A 19575-nucleotide genomic window follows, 5' to 3' on the forward strand; every position below is an offset into this window, starting at 1 on the left:
CCGGGTGACAAGCACTAATTTCAACTTTTTTATCACCCGGCTAATGTTTGTGCAAAACCGGTTATTTATGCCTGTTTAATGCGCGCCGGCAGCTCTGCCAGGCTATTTAATACCCAATCTGCTGCTGCCTCACCTTCAGCTGTCACCGCCTGGCCGCTGCGCACCAGCACGCGGGTGCCCACGCCAGCGGCCTGCCCTGCCAGCATATCTTCCAGCTTGTCACCTACCATATAAGAAGCGGCCATATCGATGTTCAGTTCCTGCTGTGCAGAGAGCAGCATGCCGGGCTGAGGTTTGCGACAGTCACAGTTCTGACGATAAGCAGGCACGGCGGCATCCGGCAGATGAGGACAATAGTAGATACCATCCAGATCAATATCGCGATCGGCCAGCGACCAGTCCATCCATTCGGTCAGCTGCATAAAGGTATCTTCCGTATACATCCCGCGGGCAATACCCGACTGGTTGGTCACCAGCACCAGCGCATAGCCCATCTTTTTCAGCGTCTGCAGCGCTTCAATGGTGCCTTCTATAAACTGAAAATTGTCGATCTCATGAACATAACCGTGATCAACATTCAAGGTGCCATCACGATCGAGAAAAATAGCCGGAACTGGGTTCGCCACGTAAATACTCCTGCTGCAATTAATAGTGCTAAGTATTGCATGATTGGGCATAGCGAGAGAATGGCAGATTGCATTACGTCGATTGATTTAGACGTCTGGATGCCTTACCATCCATTCAGCTTTCGTCCAGCTTTGCTGATCGAATATTGATACACCACGGACAACGTCAGACGATAATAATTAACTAATGATTAAACTCGAAAATATCACCAAAGTGTTCCAGCAGGGTTCACGCACAATACAGGCGCTTTCCGGCGTCAGCCTGCATGTGCCGGCGGGACAGATTTATGGCGTCATTGGTTCATCAGGCGCAGGCAAGAGTACGCTGATTCGCTGCGTTAATCTGCTTGAGCGCCCTACTTCCGGTCGCGTGCTGGTTGATGGTCAGGACCTCACTGCACTCTCCTCCGGTCAGCTGACGCTGGCACGCCGTCAGATCGGCATGATTTTTCAGCACTTCAATCTGATGAACTCACGTACGGTGGCAGGCAATGTGGCGCTGCCGCTGGAACTGGGTAACCTGTCACGCGAGCAGATTAAAGCACGCGTCAGCGAGCTGCTGGAACTGGTTGGTCTGAATGATAAGCATGACAGCTGGCCGGCTAACCTCTCTGGCGGGCAAAAGCAGCGTGTGGCTATTGCGCGTGCACTGGCCAGTAACCCCAAAGTGCTGCTGTGCGACGAAGCCACCAGCGCGCTCGATCCGGCTACCACCCGTTCGATACTGGAGCTGCTGAAAGACATTAACCGCCGTCTCGGCATTACTATTCTGCTTATCACCCATGAGATGGATGTGGTTAAGCGCATCTGCGATCAGGTTGCCGTGATCAGTAATGGTGAACTGATTGAAAAAGACAGCGTCAGCGAAGTCTTTTCTCATCCGAAAACGCCGCTGGCACAACAATTTATTCAGTCGACGCTGCATCTGGATATTCCGGAAGATTATCAGGCGCGCATGCGTGCGCAGCCTGCCACGCAAACTGTGCCGCTGCTGCGCCTGGAATTCACCGGTAAATCTGTTGATGCACCGCTGCTGTCGGAAGCCGCGCGTCGCTTTAATGTAAATAACAACATTATCAGCGCGCAGATGGATTACGCAGGCGGAGTCAAGTTCGGCATCATGCTGGCAGAAATGGATGGCAGTGAAACAGATACGCGGGCCGCAATAAGCTGGCTGAAAGAACATCATGTGAAAGTAGAGGTATTAGGTTATGTCTGAAGCGATGCTGTGGTTACTGACGCGCGGCGTCTGGGAAACGCTGATGATGACCTTTGTCTCTGGCTTCTTCGGTTTTGTTATTGGCTTGCCGGTCGGTGTACTGCTGTATGTTACGCGTCCTGGCCAGATTCTGGCCAACAGTGCGCTTTACCGCGTACTCTCTGCTATCGTCAATATCTTCCGGTCAATCCCGTTCATTATATTACTGGTATGGATGATACCGTTTACCCGCGCGATTGTCGGCACCTCTATCGGACTGCAGGCAGCCATTGTCCCGCTGACCGTTGGCGCCGCGCCGTTTATTGCCCGTATGGTTGAAAACACCCTGCTGGAGCTGCCGACTGGCCTGATCGAAGCGTCCCGCGCAATGGGCGCCACGCCGCTGCAGATTGTCCGTAAGGTATTGCTGCCGGAAGCGATGCCGGGCCTGGTTAACGCAGCCACCATCACGCTCATTACGCTGGTTGGCTATTCTGCTATGGGTGGTGCCGTGGGTGCGGGTGGTCTGGGTCAGATTGGCTATCAGTATGGTTATATCGGGTATAACGCTACCGTAATGAATACTGTACTGGTGCTGCTGGTCGTGCTGGTATATCTCATTCAGTTCTGCGGCGATCGCATTGTTCGCGCGGTGTCGCATAAATAAGCCAATAACATCAATACTTCTCTATTAAGGAAAGGATATGTCTTTCACATTTAAAAAGATTGCCGCAGCAGGTGCTCTGATTGGTGCTATTGCTCTGGCCGGATGCGATCAGCAGGCGAAGGATCCCAACCATATCAAGGTGGGCGTGATTGTCGGTGCTGAACAGCAGGTTGCTGAGACTGCCGTTAAAGTGGCTAAAGATAAATATAATCTCGATGTCGAGCTGGTAACGTTCAATGATTACGTTTTACCCAATGAAGCCCTGAGCAAAGGGGACATTGACGTTAACGCTTTCCAGCATAAGCCCTATCTGGATCAGCAGATTAAAGATCGTGGCTATAAACTGGTACCGGTTGGCAACACCTTTGTTTACCCGATTGCCGGCTACTCTAAAAAGATCAAATCGCTGACCGAACTGCAGGATGGTGCGCAGATCGCCATCCCTAACGATCCGACCAACCTGGGCCGTTCTCTGCTGCTGCTGCAGAAAGCGGGCCTGATTAAGCTGAAAGAGGGTGTGGGTCTGCTGCCAACCTCACTGGATATTGTTGAAAACCCGAAGAACCTGAAAATTGTTGAGCTGGAAGCGCCACAGCTGCCGCGCTCACTTGACGATCAGCAGATTGCGCTGGCGGTTATCAACACAACGTATGCCAGCCAGATTGGTCTGACCCCGGCGAAAGATGGCATCTTTGTTGAAGATAAAGATTCTCCATACGTTAACCTGCTGGTAAGCCGTGAAGATAACAAAGACGCGGAGAACGTGAAAAAGTTTGTTGAAGCGTACCAGTCAGACGAAGTCGCTGAGTCCGCAAACAAAATCTTTAACGGCGGTGCGGTTAAAGGCTGGTAAGCCAGCGTATTTCTTCCCCTGAGGGCGGCGCTGGCCGCCCTTTCTATTTCTGCATGTGGCTGCTGACTTGTTATTTGCGGGCGTCCTTGTTTCAATAACGCCACTTTTATTACAGGAGGATGTTGCCATGCGTTTTTTACCGCTCTGCCTGTTGGCGTTGATGCTGACCGGGTGCGTTCGTGAATATCACCCGATAAGCAGTGCTCCGGTCCGTCCGCAGCAGTCATCCGCTCAGCCGCAGCGCAAGCCGGCCCCACGCCCGGCCCCGGTGAAAATCTATACCGACGCAACCGATCTGGTCAGCAATCCTTTCCGCGATCTGGGTGAAGTGTCTGGCGAAGATTGCCAGAGCAGCACGCAGGATTCGCCCCCCAACATCAATACCGCACGCAAACGTCTGCAGATTAAAGCGGCAGGCATGAAAGCCAACGCCGTGCTGCTGCACAAGTGTGAAATTGTGACCAGTACACCAGGCTGCTACCGCCAGGCGATCTGCCAGGGCTCAGCGCTGAAAGTTTCCGGTCAATGAGTGAGTTTGCCGTTACGCAGATTGGCGTGATCCGCTCTCCGTGGAAAGAGAAGTTTGCCGTGCCGCGCCAGCCAGGTCTGGTTCAGGATGGCAGCGGCGAACTGCATCTGCAGGCTCCGTATAACCAGCCGGAAGCCGTACGCGGTCTGGAAGCGTTCAGCCATATCTGGATCCTGTTTATGTTTCATCAGACGATGGCGGGTGGCTGGCGCCCCACTGTCCGTCCGCCACGCCTCGGCGGTAACGCGCGTATGGGCGTATTTGCAACGCGATCAACATTTCGCCCTAACCCGGTGGGTATGTCACTGGTTGAGCTGAAAGGAATTCGCTGTGAGAAGTCGCAGGTTATTCTGCAGCTCGGCAGCCTTGATCTGGTAGATGGCACACCGGTCATTGATATCAAGCCCTACCTGCCGTTTGCCGAGGCGCTGCCCGACGCGCGCGCCGGTTATGCCCAGGCTGCACCTGAAGCAACCATGCCGGTGCGTTTTTCAGCAGTGGCACAGCAGCAGATTCAGCAGCAGGCGCATATGCCTCAGCTGCAGCGTTTTATCACAGAGGTTCTGGCTCAGGATCCGCGTCCCGCCTATCGCAAAGGTGAATCGCTGGATCGTGAATATGCCGCCTGGCTACTCGATTTCAACGTGCGCTGGCGCATTGATGAAGCGGGTACTGAGGTCATTGCCGTGGATCCACGCTAAAACAGGCTTTTGAGCGCTGTTTCTCGCTGGTACACTAACGGCCAGCAACGATCTGCTCTTCTTCTTCCATATAACTGGAATCATAATTAATGCGTACTACTCAATATCTGCTCTCCACCCTTAAGGAGACGCCTTCCGATGCAGAAGTGATCAGCCATCAGCTGATGCTGCGTGCCGGGATGATCCGTAAACTGGCTTCCGGACTCTATACCTGGCTGCCGACCGGGGTTCGCGTGCTGCGAAAAGTTGAAAACATCGTGCGTGAAGAGATGAACAACGCCGGCGCAGTAGAAATCTCTATGCCGGTCGTTCAGCCGGCCGACCTGTGGGAAGAGAGCGGTCGCTGGGAGCAGTATGGCCCGGAGCTGCTGCGCATTAAAGATCGTCACGAACGTCCGTTTGTGCTGGGTCCGACGCACGAAGAGGTGATTACCGATCTGATCCGCAACGAGCTAAGTTCTTATAAGCAGCTGCCGCTGAATCTGTATCAGATTCAGACCAAGTTCCGTGATGAAGTGCGCCCGCGGTTTGGCGTGATGCGTTCGCGGGAATTCATCATGAAAGACGCATACTCCTTCCATACCTCGCAGGCGTCACTGCAGGAAACCTACGATGCGATGTACCGCGCCTACAGTCAGAGCTTTACCCGCATGGGTCTCGACTTCCGCGCAGTGCAGGCGGATACCGGATCTATCGGCGGCAGCGGCTCACATGAATTCCAGGTACTGGCGCAGAGCGGCGAAGATGATGTCATCTTCTCCAGCGAGTCAGACTACGCTGCGAATATTGAAAAAGCTGAAGCGCTGGCGCCAGCTGGCGAGCGTCCGGCGGCGACACAGCCGATGACGCAGTTTGCCACGCCGCATGCTAAAACCATCGCTGAACTGGTTGAGCAGCATCAGATCCCGGTTGAGAAAACCGTTAAGACGCTGATTGTGAAAGCGAGTGAAGAGAGCGGTCATCAGCTGGTCGCCCTGCTGGTGCGTGGCGATCACGAGCTGAATGAGATCAAAGCTGAACACCTTGATATCGTTGCTTCGCCGCTGGAAATGGGCAATGAAGACGCGATCCGTGCCGTAACAGGCGCAGGCTTTGGCTCTATCGGACCGGTCGGCCTGACTATTCCGGTAATTGCAGACCGTACCGTGGCCAAAATGAGCGACTTCTCAGCCGGTGCTAACATTGATGGCCAGCACTTTGCCGGCATCAACTGGGGCCGCGATCTGCCCGAAGCGCGGGTTGAGGATATTCGCAATGTGGTTGAGGGCGATCCGAGTCCGGATGGTAAAGGTGTGCTGCAGATCAAACGGGGTATCGAGGTGGGTCACATTTTCCAGCTTGGCACCAAATATTCTGATGCAATGAAAGCAACCGTTCAGGGTGAAGATGGTCGTAACCAGATCATGACCATGGGTTGCTACGGTATCGGTATTACCCGCGTGGTGGCTGCGGCGATTGAGCAGAACCACGATGAGCGCGGCATTATCTGGCCTGCTGCCCTGGCGCCGTTTGAAGTCGCTATTCTGCCAATGAATATGCATAAATCTTTCCGGGTCCAGCAGCTGGCAGAATCGCTTTACAGCGAACTGCGCGCCCGGGGCATTGACGTTATCCTCGACGATCGTAAAGAGCGTCCGGGCGTTATGTTTGCTGATATGGAGCTGATTGGCGTGCCGCACACCATCGTGATTGGCGATCGCAATCTGGATAACGAAGAGGTTGAGTACAAGTCCCGCTCCGCAAGCGAGAAGCAGATGATCAAACAGCATGAGATCGTCAGCTTCCTGGCAAGCGCACTGAATAAGTAAGGGCAAACGCCTCCTGCGGGAGGCGTTTTTTATCGCACTTTGCCGCGCATCGCTTTTACGCTGCTGCGCCGTGATTTCCCCTCCAGCCGCCGCTCTTTTGACGCGCGCGTGGGCCGCGTCGCGCGGCGCGCTTTTTCCACTGTGGTTAACTCGCGGATCAGATTGATCAGACGCTGCAGCGCGGCCTCACGATTCATCTCCTGACTGCGATACTCCTGCGCTTTAATAATGACCACGCCTTCTGCCGTGATCAGATGATGACTGGCAGCAAGCAGCCGGGTTTTATAAAACTCCGGCAGCGATGAGGCACGGACATCAAACCGCAGGTGAATGGCCGTCGAGGTTTTATTTACGTGTTGTCCCCCCGCCCCCTGGGCGCGGATAGCCGTCAGCTCTATTTCACTCTCCGGGATCTCAACCGTTCGTGACAGCATAATCATCTGCCACCTGCCGGTGCAGGTGACGTTCTGTACTGAATTTTCCTGTTCATCAACTTAACCTTTTGTGCGCCAGCCAGAGTCCGGCAGGCCGTGCCGGCCGCTGTTCTGCCGCTTTTCTTTATGTGTTTCCCCGCTTACCCCGGCTGATTTCCTGGAAACCCCTGTGTTATAGTCGCCAGGCAACCAGGGTATTTATGCTCTGCTGAGGAGGTGCATGTGCAAACGTATTGTGAGTTAGTTCGCCAGAAATATGCTGAAATCGGCAGCGGTGAGCTGGGATATGTGCCCGATGCGCTGATGTGCGCGCTGAAGGCACTCAATGATATTGCCGCTAATTCCGCGCTAAACTCTTCTGTCAGGGATCAGGCAGCCTATGCTGCTGCAAACTTATTGGTGAGCGACTATGTTGACAAATGAAGCTTATAAACCCATCAACTGCGATGACTACGACAACCTGGAACTCGCCTGTACCCGACACTGGATGCTGTCACTGCAGCTGAAAAATGGCGACCAGCTGAAGGCGAAAGCGCGGGATATGGTCTCGCGCAAAAACGTTGAGTATCTTGCGGTTGACCTCTCTGGTGAAACCCGCGAGCTGCGCCTCGATCACATTGCCAGCTTCAGCCATCCTGAACTCGGTACCGTGGTAGTCAGCGAAGACGAGTAGTCTCGTGGCGGGCGGACCCTCTCCGCCCGCGCTTCTTACGGCTTAAGGCCGCTGTAGTAAGCCGCTATATCCTCAATATTGTTATCGCTCAGTCCCGCCACAAACGCTTTCATCACTTCTGCCTGACCGCCGCTGCGCTCACCTTTTTGATAAGCGCGCAGCGCATGCGCCAGATAGGGCGCCTGCTGCCCGGCCAGATGAGGATAGAGCGGCACCGCGCTTTTACCCTCTGCGCCGTGACACGCCATACAGCGGGCCACTTTCTCCGCACCCGCGGCCGCATCCCCTTTAGCCCAGAGCGGCAGCGCGACAAAACATAGCACAGCCGTCAGCCAGTGCCTCATGATACCTTCTCCCCGTCAGGCTGATGCCAGATCGCCTGCCAGCCCCGATCGCTGCAGGCAGCGCCTTCATGGGTAACAAACAGACCCGGCGCACTAATCAGCGTATGGTCATAGTAGATCAATGGAATACGTTCCCGCTGCCAGGGCGGGATCGCCAGCTCCTGCCACAATTTTTTCATTTCGCGCCCGCCCGCCCGTCCCAGCAGATGATAGTAGCCACGCGCCTGAAAGCGAACGTAGACCGTTTCATCCGCCGCGGGCAGGCGCAGCTCCGCGCGTGAGAAGTCAGCCCGCAGCTGACCCAGTCCGGCAGGCAGCAACAGCGGTCGGGTCAGCTGCGGCCAGCAGCACGTCTGATCGCGCAGCGACGGCTGTGGCGGTAACCAGTAAAGCGCGTCGCGATAACGGCGCAGCGTAAATTGTCCCAGCTGCAGCGCCGGCTGTGCATCAGCCCGGCTCGCAATAACCTCGGTATACATACGCTGCAGCGCCGCACGCGATGGCATCGCCCCGCCCTGCCCGGCGATCCAGCGCCGCAGCAGCGCATTACGCCGCGCGTCGCTCATGGTCTGCAGCGGCGGAAAATGCAGTGCACCCTGTGGGGTGATCAGCTGGCTCAGCTCCTGCTGCAGCAGCTCATCCAGCAGCTGCTCCTGCTCTGCACAGAGCGCGGCGCTGCGGGCGCTGGCAGCGCTGAAGTGCGGCCAGCGCTGATGCAGCAGTGGCAGAATCTGCTGACGCAAAAAGTTACGGTCGTAGCGGCTGTCGTGATTACTCTCATCCTCGATCCAGCTGAGCTGGTGCGCAGTCGCCCACTGCTCCAGCTGCTCACGGCTGAGGCTGAGCAGCGGACGCAGATGTTCATGCTCTCCCGCGGTACGCCGCGGTGGCATCGCCGCCAGCCCGGCCGGGCCGCTGCCGCGCTTGAGCGCCAGCAGCAGCGTTTCGCACTGATCGTCCAGATGCTGCGCGGTAAGCAGCTGTTCACCCGGCAGCAGCCGGGCGAACAGCGCCCGATAGCGCTCTCTGCGCGCTGACGCTTCCACGCCGCCCGCCCGGGCATCGACCGTCACCGGTAACACATCACAGCTTATATCCCAGCGCTGACACTGCTGCTGGCAGTGTGCGGCCCACCGGTCGGCGTGCGGACTCAGTCCGTGATGCACGTGCAGCGCCCGCACGCTCAGCTGCGGATGCTGCTGCTGCCAGCAGACCAGCTGATGCAGCAGTACGGTGGAATCCAGCCCGCCGCTGAATGCCACCACATAGCGGCCAGCCGGATTCAGCAGCGCAGCAAGGTGGGAAAAAGACATAGTGCCGTTCCATCTGATGATGCCGCCTGATTGCGGCATCCTGCGGCGGCTATTTTACGCCTGGTAGAGCTCCAGCGGCAAACCATCCGGGTCAGTAAAAAAGGTGCAGGCTTTACCGGTCAGCGCATCGATACGCACGGGTTCGCAGGTCACGCCTTTCTCTGCCAGTGCCGCAACGGACTGCGCGACATCCTCTACGCAAAATGCCAGGTGGCGCAGGCCGCAGGCTTCAGGTGCGGTCACGCGCGGCGGCGGTGAGGGGAATGAGAATAGCTCGATGGTATAAACACCGTGCAGGCCGAGATCGCCTTTCCACGAGTCGCGTTCAGCGCGGTAGTATTCACCCAGCAGGGAAAAGCCCAGCACATCGCAGTAGAACGCTTTGCTGCGCGGGTAGTCAGTGGCAATAATCGCAATGTGATGAATCTGTTTGATCTGCAGCATAGCGGCTCCGGAAAAATTTCTGAGCCGCCAAGCCTACGTGCCGGACGCCAGTGTGAACAGAGGCATTTATCCGAAGTTATGGCTGTGATACGTCACGCAGCACCCGCACCAGATAACGCCCATCCTCTGTCAGCGTGGCACCGTGAATATCCGTTTCAAAACCAGGGTAGTGCCGCCCGATGGTGCAGAGCATCAGCAGAAAGTCGAGCACGGCCCGGCTCTGCCCGGTAATCATCTCTCCCGGCATCACCAGCGGCACGCCCGGCGGATAGGGCAGGATCATGTTGGCGGAGATGCGCCCCACCAGCTCGCGGATATCCACGGTTTCAACCTCGCCTTTCACCTGATGCTGGAATGCCTGATGCGGCGTCATCTTCATTTCAGGCAGCACATCAAAGGCCTTCAGCATCAGCCGCGGCAGATCGTGCTGCAGGATCAGCTGGTGGATCCCCTGCGCCAGCGTCTGGATCCGCATATTGCGATAGAAATCGGGATCTTCCGCATAGAGATCGGGCAGCATATTTTTCACGCGCAGATTGAGATCGTAGGCGCGCTTAAATTCGGTCAGGCCGCGCAGCAGGCTCATGGCGCGGGTTTTGTCGATCCCGATACTGAACAGAAACAGAAGATTGTAAGGCCCGGTTTTCTCTACCACCACACCGCGCTGATCGAGAAATTTCGCCACCAGCGCCGCCGGGATCCCCTCTTCCGCCATCGCGCCCAGTTCGCTCATACCCGGTGTCAGGATCGTGACTTTAATGGGATCGAGATACATATGATCGCGATCGGCCTGCTGAAAGCCGTGCCACGCCTCTTCCCCCGGCTGAATCGGCCAGCATTCTGCCTCATCCACCTGCTCTGGCTGCCAGATATCAAAGAACCAGCCGTCTGACTCTTCACGCAGCCGCTGGATCTCGCGCCGGAAGTGCAGCGCGCGCTCAACCGAACGGTTGATTAACCGCTTGCCCGGATTGCCGCGCAGCATCGCCGCAGCGGTTTCGATGGATGACACAATGCCGTAGCTCGGCGAGGTCGTGGTGTGCATCATATAAGCTTCGTTGAACGTATCGTGGTCGTAGTCGCCTTTGATATGAATCAGCGAGGCCTGTGAAAACGCGGCCAGCAGCTTATGGGTGGATTGGGTTTCATAGATCACTTTGCCCGGGATACGTTCACCGCTCATCCCGCTTTTTCCGCTGTAGATGGGGTGGAAGTTGGTATAGGGCACCCAGGCAGAATCAAAGTGGATCGAAGGCACGTCCAGCGTCTGCTTGATATATTCGGTGTTATAGAGCAGTCCGTCATACGTTGAATTGGTGATCACCGCATGGACCGGCCAGCTGGCACGCGGCGTGTTATCCACTTTATTCTGAATACTGTCCCGGGTAAATTCACGCTGCGGAATGCCGCCCAGAATACCCAGCGCATTGCGGGTCGGCTTGAGCCAGACAGGCACGATATCGCTCATCATCAGCAGATGGGTCAGCGATTTGTGACAGTTGCGGTCTATGATCACCGTACTGCCTGCCGGGGCGGCATACATACCGACGATTTTATTTGAGGTTGAGGTGCCGTTAGTCACCATATAGCTCTGCTCTGCCCCAAAGGTGCGGGCGATATACTCTTCGGCGTCGAGGTGCGGCCCGGTATGGTCGAGCAGCGAACCCAGTTCAGTAACAGAGATAGAGACGTCGGCTTTGAGCGTGTTGGCACCGAAAAAGTCATAAAACAGACTGCCGACCGGGCTTTTCTGGAAAGCGGTGCCGCCCATATGGCCTGGCGTGCAGAAGGTGTACTTGCCCTCTTTGACATACGTAAACAGCGCTTTGGTCAGCGGGGGTAAAATTTTATCGATGTACTCATCGGTGTACTGACGGATATGCAGTGCGATGTCATCCGCGGTGCTCAGCGCATATTCAAAAAACTGCAGCGCCATCCGCATTTCATTAACGCTGACATCCATCTGCGAATGGGTGTTGATAAAGGCGTAGAGCGGCAGTGATTCATTGAGCTGGTTGATGTCGCTGCAGAGCGCCATGCTGTATTCGTCCCAGTCAAATACGACGCCGCACACGCGCGGGTTGTGCTCAATCAGCTTCAGCAGGTCGCTGGCATTGCTGGGATAGACGGTGTGGAAGCCCTGCAGTTTCAGCGCGGCATCCAGTTCGCGGATCGGTTCATCTTTATAGAACGCGCCGTGCGGTCCCATGATCGCAATAATGTTCAATGCTCACCTCCTGTGGTCTTGTGGCACAGAGTAAGGATAGCGAAAAGTGACCGGAGAATGTTCCGGAATCGATGGGCAGACAGCGTGACCGCAAGCGGTACGCCGCCAGCAGGAAAATTCAGGCATAAAAAAAGCGGACCGGAGTCCGCTTTTTTGCTGCAGTGCTTACCTTACGCGTAACCGTAGTTCATCAGGCGCTGGTAGCGGCGATCGAGCAGCTCTTCCGTGCTCAGCCCGTCGAGATCGGCCAGATCGGCCAGCAGCTGCTGCTTCAGAGAAGCGGCCATATCGACCGGACGACGATGTGCGCCACCCAGCGGTTCAGGAACGATGGAATCAATCAGCTTCAGCTCCTGCAGACGCTCAGCAGTGATGCCCATCGCCTCTGCCGCCAGCGGCGCTTTGTCTGCGCTTTTCCACAGAATTGACGCACAGCCTTCCGGTGAGATCACCGAGTAGGTGCTGTACTGCAGCATGTTCACTTTGTCACCCACGCCAATCGCGAGTGCGCCACCGGAGCCGCCCTCACCAATCACGGTGCAGATCACCGGAATTTTCAGACCAGACATCTCACGCAGGTTACGGGCAATCGCTTCAGACTGACCGCGCTCTTCAGCGCCCACGCCCGGATAAGCACCCGGCGTGTCGATAAAGGTGATAAGTGGCATCTTAAAACGCTCTGCCATCTCCATCAGACGCAGCGCTTTACGATAGCCTTCTGGTGCAGGCATACCGAAATTACGGCGAATTTTCTCTTTGGTTTCACGCCCTTTCTGATGACCAATGATCATCACCGGACGACCATCCAGACGCGCGATACCGCCGACAATCGCTTTGTCGTCTGCATAGGCACGATCGCCTGCCAGCTCGTCAAAGTCGTCAAACGCGTTGCGCACGTAGTCCAGCGTATAAGGACGCAGCGGATGACGCGCCAGCTGCGCGACCTGCCATGCACCCAAATCGGAGAAGATTTTACGGGTCAGTTCAACGCTTTTCTCGCGAAGGCGCTGAATCTCTTCATCCAGATTAATATCGTGTTTCTCATCTGAACGGCCAATCGATTTCAGCGAATCGATCTTCGCTTCGAGTTCAGCGATCGGCTGTTCAAAATCCAGGTAATTAAGACTCATAATGTTCCTGTTTTAGTCAAACTCCAGTTCCACCTGCTCCGATCCTACTAACGACCGCAAATCGTTGAGTAAACGATCGCTGGGCGAAATACGCCACGCTGCACCAAAGCGCAGCTTCGCCCGCGCATCTGCTCTCTGATAATAGAGATGTACCGGAATGGTCCCGGAACGATGAGGTTCCAGAGACTGGCGGAGACGGTTTAAAAGCTGGTCATCAATTTGCCTGTCCGTCAGCGAGATAGCAAGTCCGCGCGCATATTTTTCCCGCGCTTCATCAATATCCATCACTTCCCTGGCGGTCATTTTAAGCCCGCCGCTGAAGTCATCAAAGCTGACCTGTCCGCTGACGATCAGGATACGGTCTTTCTCCAGCAGCTGCTGGTACTTATCTAACGCATCGGTAAATAGCATGACCTCCAGACGACCGGAACGATCGTCCAGAGTACAGATACCAATTCGGTTGCCGCGCTTGGTCACCATGACACGGGCGGCAATCACCAGCCCCGCAGCGATGGTCACCTTGCCACGTTCAGTCGGATGCATATCTTTCAGCCGCATCCCGCCGACGTAGCGCTCGATCTCTTTCAGATACTGATTAATCGGGTGCCCGGTGAGATAGAGCCCCAGCGTTTCACGCTCGCCATCCAGCTGCACCTGCTCTGGCCACGGTGTAATTGACGCATACGATTTCTCAACCTGCTCCGGCTCTTCCGCCAGCACGCCAAACATATCCGCCTGCCCAATCGCTTCTGCTTTCGCATGCTGGTCAGCGGCTTTCAGGGCATCGCCCAGGGCGCTCATCAGCGCCGCGCGATGGGGCCCGAGCCGGTCAAACGCGCCAGACATGATGAGCTTTTCCATCACCCGGCGATTGATTTTGCGCGTATCGGTACGGGCGCAGAGATCGAACAGCTCTTTAAAATAGCCGCCCTGATTACGCGCTTCCAGAATCGCTTCGATCGGGCCTTCACCGACGCCTTTAATCGCGCCAATGCCGTAGACAATTTCACCTTCGTCGTTGACGTGGAACGGATAGAGGCCGGCATTGATATCAGGCGGCAATACTTTCAGCCCCATGCGCCAGCACTCATCCACCAGCCCGACCACTTTCTCGGTGTTATCCATATCGGCGGTCATCACCGCAGCCATAAACTCAGCCGGATAGTGCGCTTTCAGCCACAGCGTCTGGTAGGAGACCAGCGCATAGGCTGCGGAGTGTGATTTGTTGAAGCCATAGCCGGCGAACTTCTCTACCAGGTCGAAGATTTTCATCGACAGTTCGCCGTTGATGCCCATGCTCTCAGCGCCATCTTTAAACACTGAGCGCTGCTTCGCCATCTCTTCCGGTTTCTTTTTACCCATCGCACGACGCAGCATGTCGGCGCCGCCGAGCGTATACCCCGCCAGCACCTGGGCGATCTGCATCACCTGTTCCTGGTAGAGAATGATGCCGTAAGTAGGCTCCAGTACCGGCTTCAGACTCTCATGCTGCCACTGGATGTCGGGATAGGAGAGCTCTTCACGGCCATGCTTACGGTCAATGAAGTTATCCACCATGCCGGACTGCAGCGGGCCGGGACGAAACAGCGCCACCAGGGCGATCATATCTTCAAAGCAGTCAGGCTTCAGGCGCTTGATCAGATCTTTCATGCCGCGCGATTCAAGCTGGAATACCGCCGTCGTCTCTGAGCGCTGCAGCATATCGAAGCTTTTTTTGTCATCCAGCGGAATCGCCGCAATGTCGATCGGCGGCAGCCCCTGCTTTTCACGGCGCGGGTTGATCATCTTCAGCGCCCAGTCGATGATGGTCAGCGTACGCAGGCCGAGGAAGTCAAACTTCACCAGCCCGGCATACTCCACATCATTTTTATCAAACTGGGTGACAGGGAACTGGCCGTTTTCGTCGCAGTAAAGCGGGGCAAAATCGGTGATTTTAGTCGGCGCAATAACCACGCCGCCGGCGTGCTTACCGGCGTTTCGTGTGACACCTTCCAGCTTGCGCGCCATGTCGATCAGCGCCCTGACCTCTTCATCAGCATCATAGATCTCAGGCAGCTGCGGCTCAGCCTGAAACGCTTTTTCCAGCGTCATGCCCGGATCGGGCGGCACCAGCTTGGAGATGCGATCGACAAAGCCATAGGGATGGCCCAGCACGCGCCCCACATCCCGGATCACCGCTTTCGCCGCCATGGTCCCGAAGGTGATGATCTGCGAAACCGCTTCCCGGCCATACATCTCGGCGACGTGATCGATCACCTGATCGCGCTTCTCCATGCAGAAGTCGACGTCAAAGTCAGGCATAGAGACACGTTCCGGATTCAGGAAGCGTTCAAACAGCAGGTCAAATTCCAGCGGATCGAGATCGGTGATCTTCAGCGCGTAGGCCACCAGCGAGCCGGCACCGGAACCGCGCCCCGGCCCGACCGGGATCCCGTTATCCTTTGACCACTGGATAAACTCCATCACGATCAGGAAGTAGCCCGGGAAGCCCATCTGGTTGATAACGTTAAGCTCAATCTCCAGACGCTCATCATACGCCGGACGCTTCTGCGCACGCAGCGCCGCATCCGGAAAAAGAAACGCGAGGCGCTCTTCAAGTCCTTCGCGTGATTTCACCACCAGAAACTCTTCGGTGGTCATCTCACCGGTCGGGAACTGCGGCAGAAAATATTCGCCGAGGCGGACGGTAACGTTACAGCGCTTAGCAATCTCTACGCTGTTTTCCAGCGCCTCCGGGATGTCCGAAAACAGCTCGCACATCTCCTCTTCACTGCGCATATATTGCTGAGGACTGTAGTGGCGCGGGCGTTTCGGATCGTCCAGCGTATAGCCGTCGTGGATCGCTACGCGGATTTCATGCGCATCGAAGTCCTCTTCATTGATGAAGCAGACTTCATTGGTTGCGACCACCGGTATCCCTTCCGCTATCGCCAGCTCAACGGCCGCATGCAGATAGCTCTCCTCATCGGCACGTCCGGTGCGGAGCAGTTCAAGATAGTAACGGTCGGGAAAGTGCTGCTGGTAAAAGCTCAGACACTGCGCCACCAGCGCGTTGTTGCCGCGCAGCAGGCTGCGCCCGACATCGCCGCGTCGTCCGCCTGACAGTACAATCAGCCCTTCGCCCAGCTCAATCAGCCAGTCGCGATCGAGGATAGGACCGGCAATGCCGTAGCCGCGCTGATAGGCGCGCGAAATCAGCAGCGTCAGATTCTGATAGCCGGTGTTATTCGCCGCCAGCAGCGTAAGCTGCGTAAGCTCATCGCCCATCAGCTCGCTGGCGACCTGAAAATCAGCGCCGATAATCGGTTTAACGCCGGCACCGTGGGCGCTGCCATAAAAGCGTACCAGCCCGCAAAGGTTGGTGTAGTCCGTGATCGCAATGGCCGGCATACCCAGCGCCGCGGCTTTTTTCACCAGCGGGCCGGTTTTCGCCAGGCCATCGACCATGGAGTAGTCGCTGTGCACGCGCAGATGTATAAAACGAGGTTCAGCCATATCGGTTTCCGGTTAAAACAGCGTCAGGCTTAATAAAGCGGCGCAGGTTGTACTGAGGCCTGCAGTTCAGCATCCAGCAACGCGTTGCGCACCGGCGCAAAACTGCGACGATGATGCGGCGTGGCACCAAACTGTTTGAGTTTCGCCATATGCAGCGCGGTAGGATAACCTTTGTGCTGCGCAAAGCCATATTGCGGAAAGAGGTGATCGAGCTCAGCCATTTCGCGATCGCGCGTCACTTTGGCAATGATCGATGCGGCGCTGATTTCCTGCACCAGACTGTCACCTTTGATCACCGCCTGCGCGGGCATCGCCAGTGCCGGACAGCGGTTGCCATCAATCAGCACAAAATCGGGCGTCAGGTGCAGTCCTGCTACTGCGCGCTGCATCGCCAGCAGGGTGGCATGCAGAATATTAAGCTGGTCGATCTCTTCTGGCTCAGCGCGGCCAAGGCTCCACGCCAGCGCCTTTTCGGTAATTTCATCATACAGCGCCAGACGGCGTTTTTCCGACAGCTTTTTTGAATCGGCCAGGCCGGCAATCGGGTTCGCAGGATCGAGGATCACCGCCGCCGTTACCACGGCACCGACCAGCGGACCGCGTCCTACTTCGTCCACGCCCGCAATACGCTGCGCATCAGGATAGATAAATTCAGCCATGGGCGATCTCCAGTACCGCATCCGCCGCCTGCTCATCGGCGTTCCAGCGGATCTGCTGATGCAGCTGAGTAAAGGTTTCCAGCAGCGCATTGCGCTCGGCACCGGCATGCAGCAGCGGCTCCAGCGCGGCGGCCAGCGTCTGCGGCTGGCACTCATCCTGCAGCAGCTCTTTAACCAGCTCACGACCCGCCAGCAGATTAGGCAGCGAGACATAAGGTGTTTTAACCAGGCGCTTTGCCAGCCAGAACGTGAAGGGTTTCATACGATACCCCACGACCATCGGGCACTTTGCCAGCATACACTCCAGCGCCGCCGTGCCGGACGCCAGAATAGCCGCATCGCTGGCGATCATCGCCTGACGCCCTTTGCCATCCAGCAGGTGCATGGGCAGCTCAGGCGCAACCTCTGCTTTAATCTGTTCAAACTGTGCCCGCCGCTTTGCGTTAACCAGCGGAACCACAATTTCCAGCGCCGGGTAGCGCTGACGCAGCAGCTGCGCCGCACGCAGAAAATCAGCGCTCAGCATCTCAACTTCTGCTCCACGGCTGCCGGGCAGTAAACCCAGGCAGATCGCGTCGTCTGCAATACCCAGCTCGCGACGTGCCGCCTGCTTGTCAGGCTGAAGCGGCATCGCATCGGCCATGGTATGGCCGATAAAACGGCACGGCACGTTAAAGCGATCGTAGAATGCTTTCTCGAATGGCAGAAACGCCAGCACCATATCGGTGTTGCGGCCAATCTTAAAGACACGTTTCTGACGCCATGCCCAGACGGAAGGGCTGACGTAGTGCACGGTACGAATACCGGCACGCTTCAGGTTGCCTTCCAGCGTGATGTTAAAGTCCGGCGCATCAATGCCTACAAACACGTCAGGACGAAGCGCGGTGAAGCGCTGCGTCAGGTCTTTGCGGATGGTCAGCAGGCGCCGCAGACGGCCCAGCACTTCGACAATGCCCATGACCGCCAGCTCTTCCATCTCATACCAGACTTCGCAGCCTTCTGCCTGCATCAGCGGGCCCGCCACGCCAACAAAGCGTGCATCAGGATGACGCGCTTTGAGCGCGCGGATCAGACCGGCACCAAGAATATCGCCGGAGGTTTCTCCGGCGACCAGGGCAATCGTTAAGGGACGCACTGACATGAATTAACGAATCAATCCACGGGTTGAACGGGCGAAGAAATCAAAGAACGGCTGGACTTCGCTGTGCTGCTGCGCCAGCGCCTCAATTTCAGGCTTTACCTCATCCAGCGTTTTACCGCTGCGATAGAGCAGCTTGTAAGCGTTGCGAATGGCATGCAGCGCCTCTTTGCTGAAGCCCCGACGCTTGAGACCTTCAATATTGACGCCAAACGGCGTGGCGTGGTTGCCCTGCGCAATAATGTATGGCGGTATATCCTGCGCCACGCCGGAACAACCGCCAACCATAACGTGAGCGCCGATAGTGCACCACTGATGCACAGCCGTCACGCCGCCGATGATCGCAAAATCATCAACGGTAACATGGCCGCCCAGCGTCACGTTGTTCGCCAGAATACAGCGGCTGCCAATTACGCAGTCGTGTGCAATGTGCGCATTCACCATCAGCAGGTTGTCGCTGCCAACTTTAGTCAGTCCGCCACCCTGCGTGGTGCCGCGATGAATGGTCACGCTCTCGCGGATCCGGTTGCGATCGCCAATTTCGGTGCGGGTAGGCTCACCCGCATATTTCAGATCCTGGTTTACCTCTCCAATAGAGACAAACTGATAGATCTGGTTCTCTTCGCCGATACGCGTATGGCCATTAACCACAACATGTGATTTCAGCACCGTACCAGCGCCAATTTCCACATCAGCACCCACGATACAGAATGGGCCGATATGAACATTTGCACCCAGTACAGCACCCTCTTCAACGATGGCGGTCGGATGGATGGTGGCGGTTGAATCAATCACTAATTATGCCTCCCGGCTACGGGCACACATCATGGTCGCTTCACAGACAATTTTACCATCCACTGTAGCAACGCCTTTAAAACGTGTCAGACCACGACGGGTTTTTTCGAAGGTGACTTCCATGATCATCTGGTCGCCTGGTACTACCGGACGCTTGAAGCGGGCTTCATCGATACCGGCGAAATAGTAGAGCTCGCCAGGTTCCAGCTTGCCGACGCTTTTAAACGCCAGAATACCGGTTGCCTGCGCCATCGCTTCTAAAATCAGAACGCCTGGGAAAATCGGTTTACCAGGGAAATGCCCCTGGAAAAACGGTTCATTAACAGAAACGTTCTTTACCGCACGCAGATATTTGTGCTCTTCAAAATCCAGCACGCGATCCACCAGCAAAAACGGATAGCGGTGCGGCAGCAGTTCTAAAATCTCTTCGATTTTCAGAGTATGCGTTTCAGTAGTCAAAATACTCTTCCTGTCCTAAAAAATCTGATGGCAACAATAACACGGCCTGCACCGATCAAAATGATCTTTCGCAGGCCGCAAA

The 19575-nt window shown here is 56.2% G+C and carries 20 protein-coding genes; 8 read left to right on the top strand and 12 right to left on the bottom strand.

Features of this window, described 5'->3' with window-relative positions:
• Nucleotides 1-65: 65 nt before the first annotated feature.
• On the bottom strand, nt 66-626 hold the full coding sequence (gene gmhB / locus BBA90_RS16355; protein ID WP_065650066.1) for a D-glycero-beta-D-manno-heptose 1,7-bisphosphate 7-phosphatase: 561 nt from the start codon (nt 624-626) through the stop codon (nt 66-68).
• Nucleotides 627-813: 187 nt separating this feature from the next.
• Here gmhB and metN point away from each other — a divergent pair, with 187 nt between their 5' ends.
• From metN to proS, 6 genes are all read left to right on the top strand, one after another.
• The gene (gene metN / locus BBA90_RS16360) at nt 814-1845 is read left to right on the top strand and encodes a methionine ABC transporter ATP-binding protein MetN (protein ID WP_065650067.1); all 1032 of its coding nucleotides are present in this window, start codon (nt 814-816) and stop codon (nt 1843-1845) included.
• Nucleotides 1838-2491, top strand: coding sequence for a methionine ABC transporter permease MetI (locus BBA90_RS16365; protein ID WP_065650068.1), 654 nt, complete (start codon nt 1838-1840; stop codon nt 2489-2491). The genes metN and BBA90_RS16365 overlap by 8 nt, the downstream gene beginning before the upstream one ends.
• A gap of 37 nt (nt 2492-2528) precedes the next feature.
• A complete protein-coding gene (locus BBA90_RS16370) occupies nt 2529-3344 on the top strand; it encodes a MetQ/NlpA family lipoprotein (protein ID WP_065650069.1) in 816 nt (271 codons plus the stop codon).
• Between the two features lie 127 nt (nt 3345-3471).
• Complete coding sequence (gene rcsF / locus BBA90_RS16375) at nt 3472-3873, top strand: Rcs stress response system protein RcsF (protein ID WP_065650070.1); 402 nt, start codon at nt 3472-3474, stop codon at nt 3871-3873.
• Nucleotides 3870-4574, top strand: coding sequence for a tRNA (N6-threonylcarbamoyladenosine(37)-N6)-methyltransferase TrmO (tsaA, locus tag BBA90_RS16380; protein ID WP_065650071.1), 705 nt, complete (start codon nt 3870-3872; stop codon nt 4572-4574). The genes rcsF and tsaA overlap by 4 nt, the downstream gene beginning before the upstream one ends.
• Before the next feature lie 89 nt (nt 4575-4663).
• On the top strand, nt 4664-6382 hold the full coding sequence (proS, locus tag BBA90_RS16385; protein ID WP_065650072.1) for a proline--tRNA ligase: 1719 nt from the start codon (nt 4664-4666) through the stop codon (nt 6380-6382).
• Between the two features lie 29 nt (nt 6383-6411).
• Here the strand turns inward: proS and arfB are convergent, their stop codons facing one another.
• Nucleotides 6412-6822, bottom strand: a complete 411-nt coding sequence (gene arfB, locus BBA90_RS16390) for an alternative ribosome rescue aminoacyl-tRNA hydrolase ArfB (protein ID WP_039382771.1) — start codon at nt 6820-6822, stop codon at nt 6412-6414.
• 216 nt (nt 6823-7038) lie between these two features.
• On the opposite strand from arfB, the gene BBA90_RS16395 reads away from it, so the two are divergent.
• Nucleotides 7039-7239: a YaeP family protein gene (locus BBA90_RS16395; protein WP_065650073.1), complete on the top strand. Its 201-nt coding sequence runs from the start codon at nt 7039-7041 to the stop codon at nt 7237-7239.
• Nucleotides 7226-7489, top strand: coding sequence for a Rho-binding antiterminator (rof, locus tag BBA90_RS16400; protein WP_039382769.1), 264 nt, complete (start codon nt 7226-7228; stop codon nt 7487-7489). Before BBA90_RS16395 ends, rof begins: the two co-directional genes overlap by 14 nt.
• A 35-nt stretch (nt 7490-7524) precedes the next feature.
• On the opposite strand, the gene BBA90_RS16405 is transcribed toward rof, so the two are convergent.
• From BBA90_RS16405 to fabZ, 10 genes are all read right to left on the bottom strand, one after another.
• On the bottom strand, nt 7525-7833 hold the full coding sequence (locus BBA90_RS16405) for a c-type cytochrome (protein ID WP_065650074.1): 309 nt from the start codon (nt 7831-7833) through the stop codon (nt 7525-7527).
• Nucleotides 7830-9146: a tRNA lysidine(34) synthetase TilS gene (gene tilS, locus BBA90_RS16410; RefSeq protein WP_065650075.1), complete on the bottom strand. Its 1317-nt coding sequence runs from the start codon at nt 9144-9146 to the stop codon at nt 7830-7832. Before tilS ends, BBA90_RS16405 begins: the two co-directional genes overlap by 4 nt.
• 54 nt (nt 9147-9200) lie before the next feature.
• Nucleotides 9201-9590, bottom strand: coding sequence for a VOC family protein (locus tag BBA90_RS16415; protein ID WP_065650076.1), 390 nt, complete (start codon nt 9588-9590; stop codon nt 9201-9203).
• A gap of 76 nt (nt 9591-9666) precedes the next feature.
• Nucleotides 9667-11817, bottom strand: a complete 2151-nt coding sequence (locus tag BBA90_RS16420) for a lysine decarboxylase LdcC (RefSeq protein ID WP_065650077.1) — start codon at nt 11815-11817, stop codon at nt 9667-9669.
• A gap of 170 nt (nt 11818-11987) precedes the next feature.
• Nucleotides 11988-12947, bottom strand: coding sequence for an acetyl-CoA carboxylase carboxyl transferase subunit alpha (gene accA, locus BBA90_RS16425; RefSeq protein WP_065650078.1), 960 nt, complete (start codon nt 12945-12947; stop codon nt 11988-11990).
• Between the two features lie 12 nt (nt 12948-12959).
• Nucleotides 12960-16442, bottom strand: a complete 3483-nt coding sequence (gene dnaE / locus BBA90_RS16430) for a DNA polymerase III subunit alpha (RefSeq protein WP_065650079.1) — start codon at nt 16440-16442, stop codon at nt 12960-12962.
• Between the two features lie 29 nt (nt 16443-16471).
• A complete protein-coding gene (gene rnhB / locus BBA90_RS16435) occupies nt 16472-17101 on the bottom strand; it encodes a ribonuclease HII (RefSeq protein ID WP_065650080.1) in 630 nt (209 codons plus the stop codon).
• Nucleotides 17094-18242: a lipid-A-disaccharide synthase gene (gene lpxB, locus BBA90_RS16440; RefSeq protein ID WP_065650081.1), complete on the bottom strand. Its 1149-nt coding sequence runs from the start codon at nt 18240-18242 to the stop codon at nt 17094-17096. Before lpxB ends, rnhB begins: the two co-directional genes overlap by 8 nt.
• Before the next feature lie 3 nt (nt 18243-18245).
• Nucleotides 18246-19034 (bottom strand): acyl-ACP--UDP-N-acetylglucosamine O-acyltransferase, encoded by a 789-nt coding sequence (gene lpxA, locus BBA90_RS16445; RefSeq protein WP_039382744.1) that lies wholly within the window; start codon nt 19032-19034, stop codon nt 18246-18248.
• A 3-nt stretch (nt 19035-19037) separates the two neighbouring features.
• Nucleotides 19038-19493 (bottom strand): 3-hydroxyacyl-ACP dehydratase FabZ, encoded by a 456-nt coding sequence (fabZ, locus tag BBA90_RS16450; protein ID WP_007893924.1) that lies wholly within the window; start codon nt 19491-19493, stop codon nt 19038-19040.
• Between the last annotated feature and the right edge of the window lie 82 nt (nt 19494-19575).

The organism is Pantoea eucrina, from assembly GCF_001691555.1.
GTDB lineage: Bacteria > Pseudomonadota > Gammaproteobacteria > Enterobacterales > Enterobacteriaceae > Pantoea > Pantoea borealis.

Excerpts from the sequence above, each read along its gene's own strand:
- rcsF (WP_065650070.1), top strand. The coding sequence starts at position 3,472 with ATGCGTTTTTTACCGCTCTGCCTGTTGGCGTTGATGCTGACCGGGTGC.
- lpxB (WP_065650081.1), bottom strand. The coding sequence starts at position 18,242 with ATGTCAGTGCGTCCCTTAACGATTGCCCTGGTCGCCGGAGAAACCTCC.
- arfB (WP_039382771.1), bottom strand. The coding sequence starts at position 6,822 with ATGATTATGCTGTCACGAACGGTTGAGATCCCGGAGAGTGAAATAGAG.
- BBA90_RS16365 (WP_065650068.1), top strand. The coding sequence starts at position 1,838 with ATGTCTGAAGCGATGCTGTGGTTACTGACGCGCGGCGTCTGGGAAACG.
- rof (WP_039382769.1), top strand. The coding sequence starts at position 7,226 with ATGTTGACAAATGAAGCTTATAAACCCATCAACTGCGATGACTACGAC.
- metN (WP_065650067.1), top strand. The coding sequence starts at position 814 with ATGATTAAACTCGAAAATATCACCAAAGTGTTCCAGCAGGGTTCACGC.
- dnaE (WP_065650079.1), bottom strand. The coding sequence starts at position 16,442 with ATGGCTGAACCTCGTTTTATACATCTGCGCGTGCACAGCGACTACTCC.
- tilS (WP_065650075.1), bottom strand. The coding sequence starts at position 9,146 with ATGTCTTTTTCCCACCTTGCTGCGCTGCTGAATCCGGCTGGCCGCTAT.
- BBA90_RS16405 (WP_065650074.1), bottom strand. The coding sequence starts at position 7,833 with ATGAGGCACTGGCTGACGGCTGTGCTATGTTTTGTCGCGCTGCCGCTC.
- BBA90_RS16370 (WP_065650069.1), top strand. The coding sequence starts at position 2,529 with ATGTCTTTCACATTTAAAAAGATTGCCGCAGCAGGTGCTCTGATTGGT.
- rnhB (WP_065650080.1), bottom strand. The coding sequence starts at position 17,101 with ATGGCTGAATTTATCTATCCTGATGCGCAGCGTATTGCGGGCGTGGAC.
- tsaA (WP_065650071.1), top strand. The coding sequence starts at position 3,870 with ATGAGTGAGTTTGCCGTTACGCAGATTGGCGTGATCCGCTCTCCGTGG.
- BBA90_RS16415 (WP_065650076.1), bottom strand. The coding sequence starts at position 9,590 with ATGCTGCAGATCAAACAGATTCATCACATTGCGATTATTGCCACTGAC.
- accA (WP_065650078.1), bottom strand. The coding sequence starts at position 12,947 with ATGAGTCTTAATTACCTGGATTTTGAACAGCCGATCGCTGAACTCGAA.
- proS (WP_065650072.1), top strand. The coding sequence starts at position 4,664 with ATGCGTACTACTCAATATCTGCTCTCCACCCTTAAGGAGACGCCTTCC.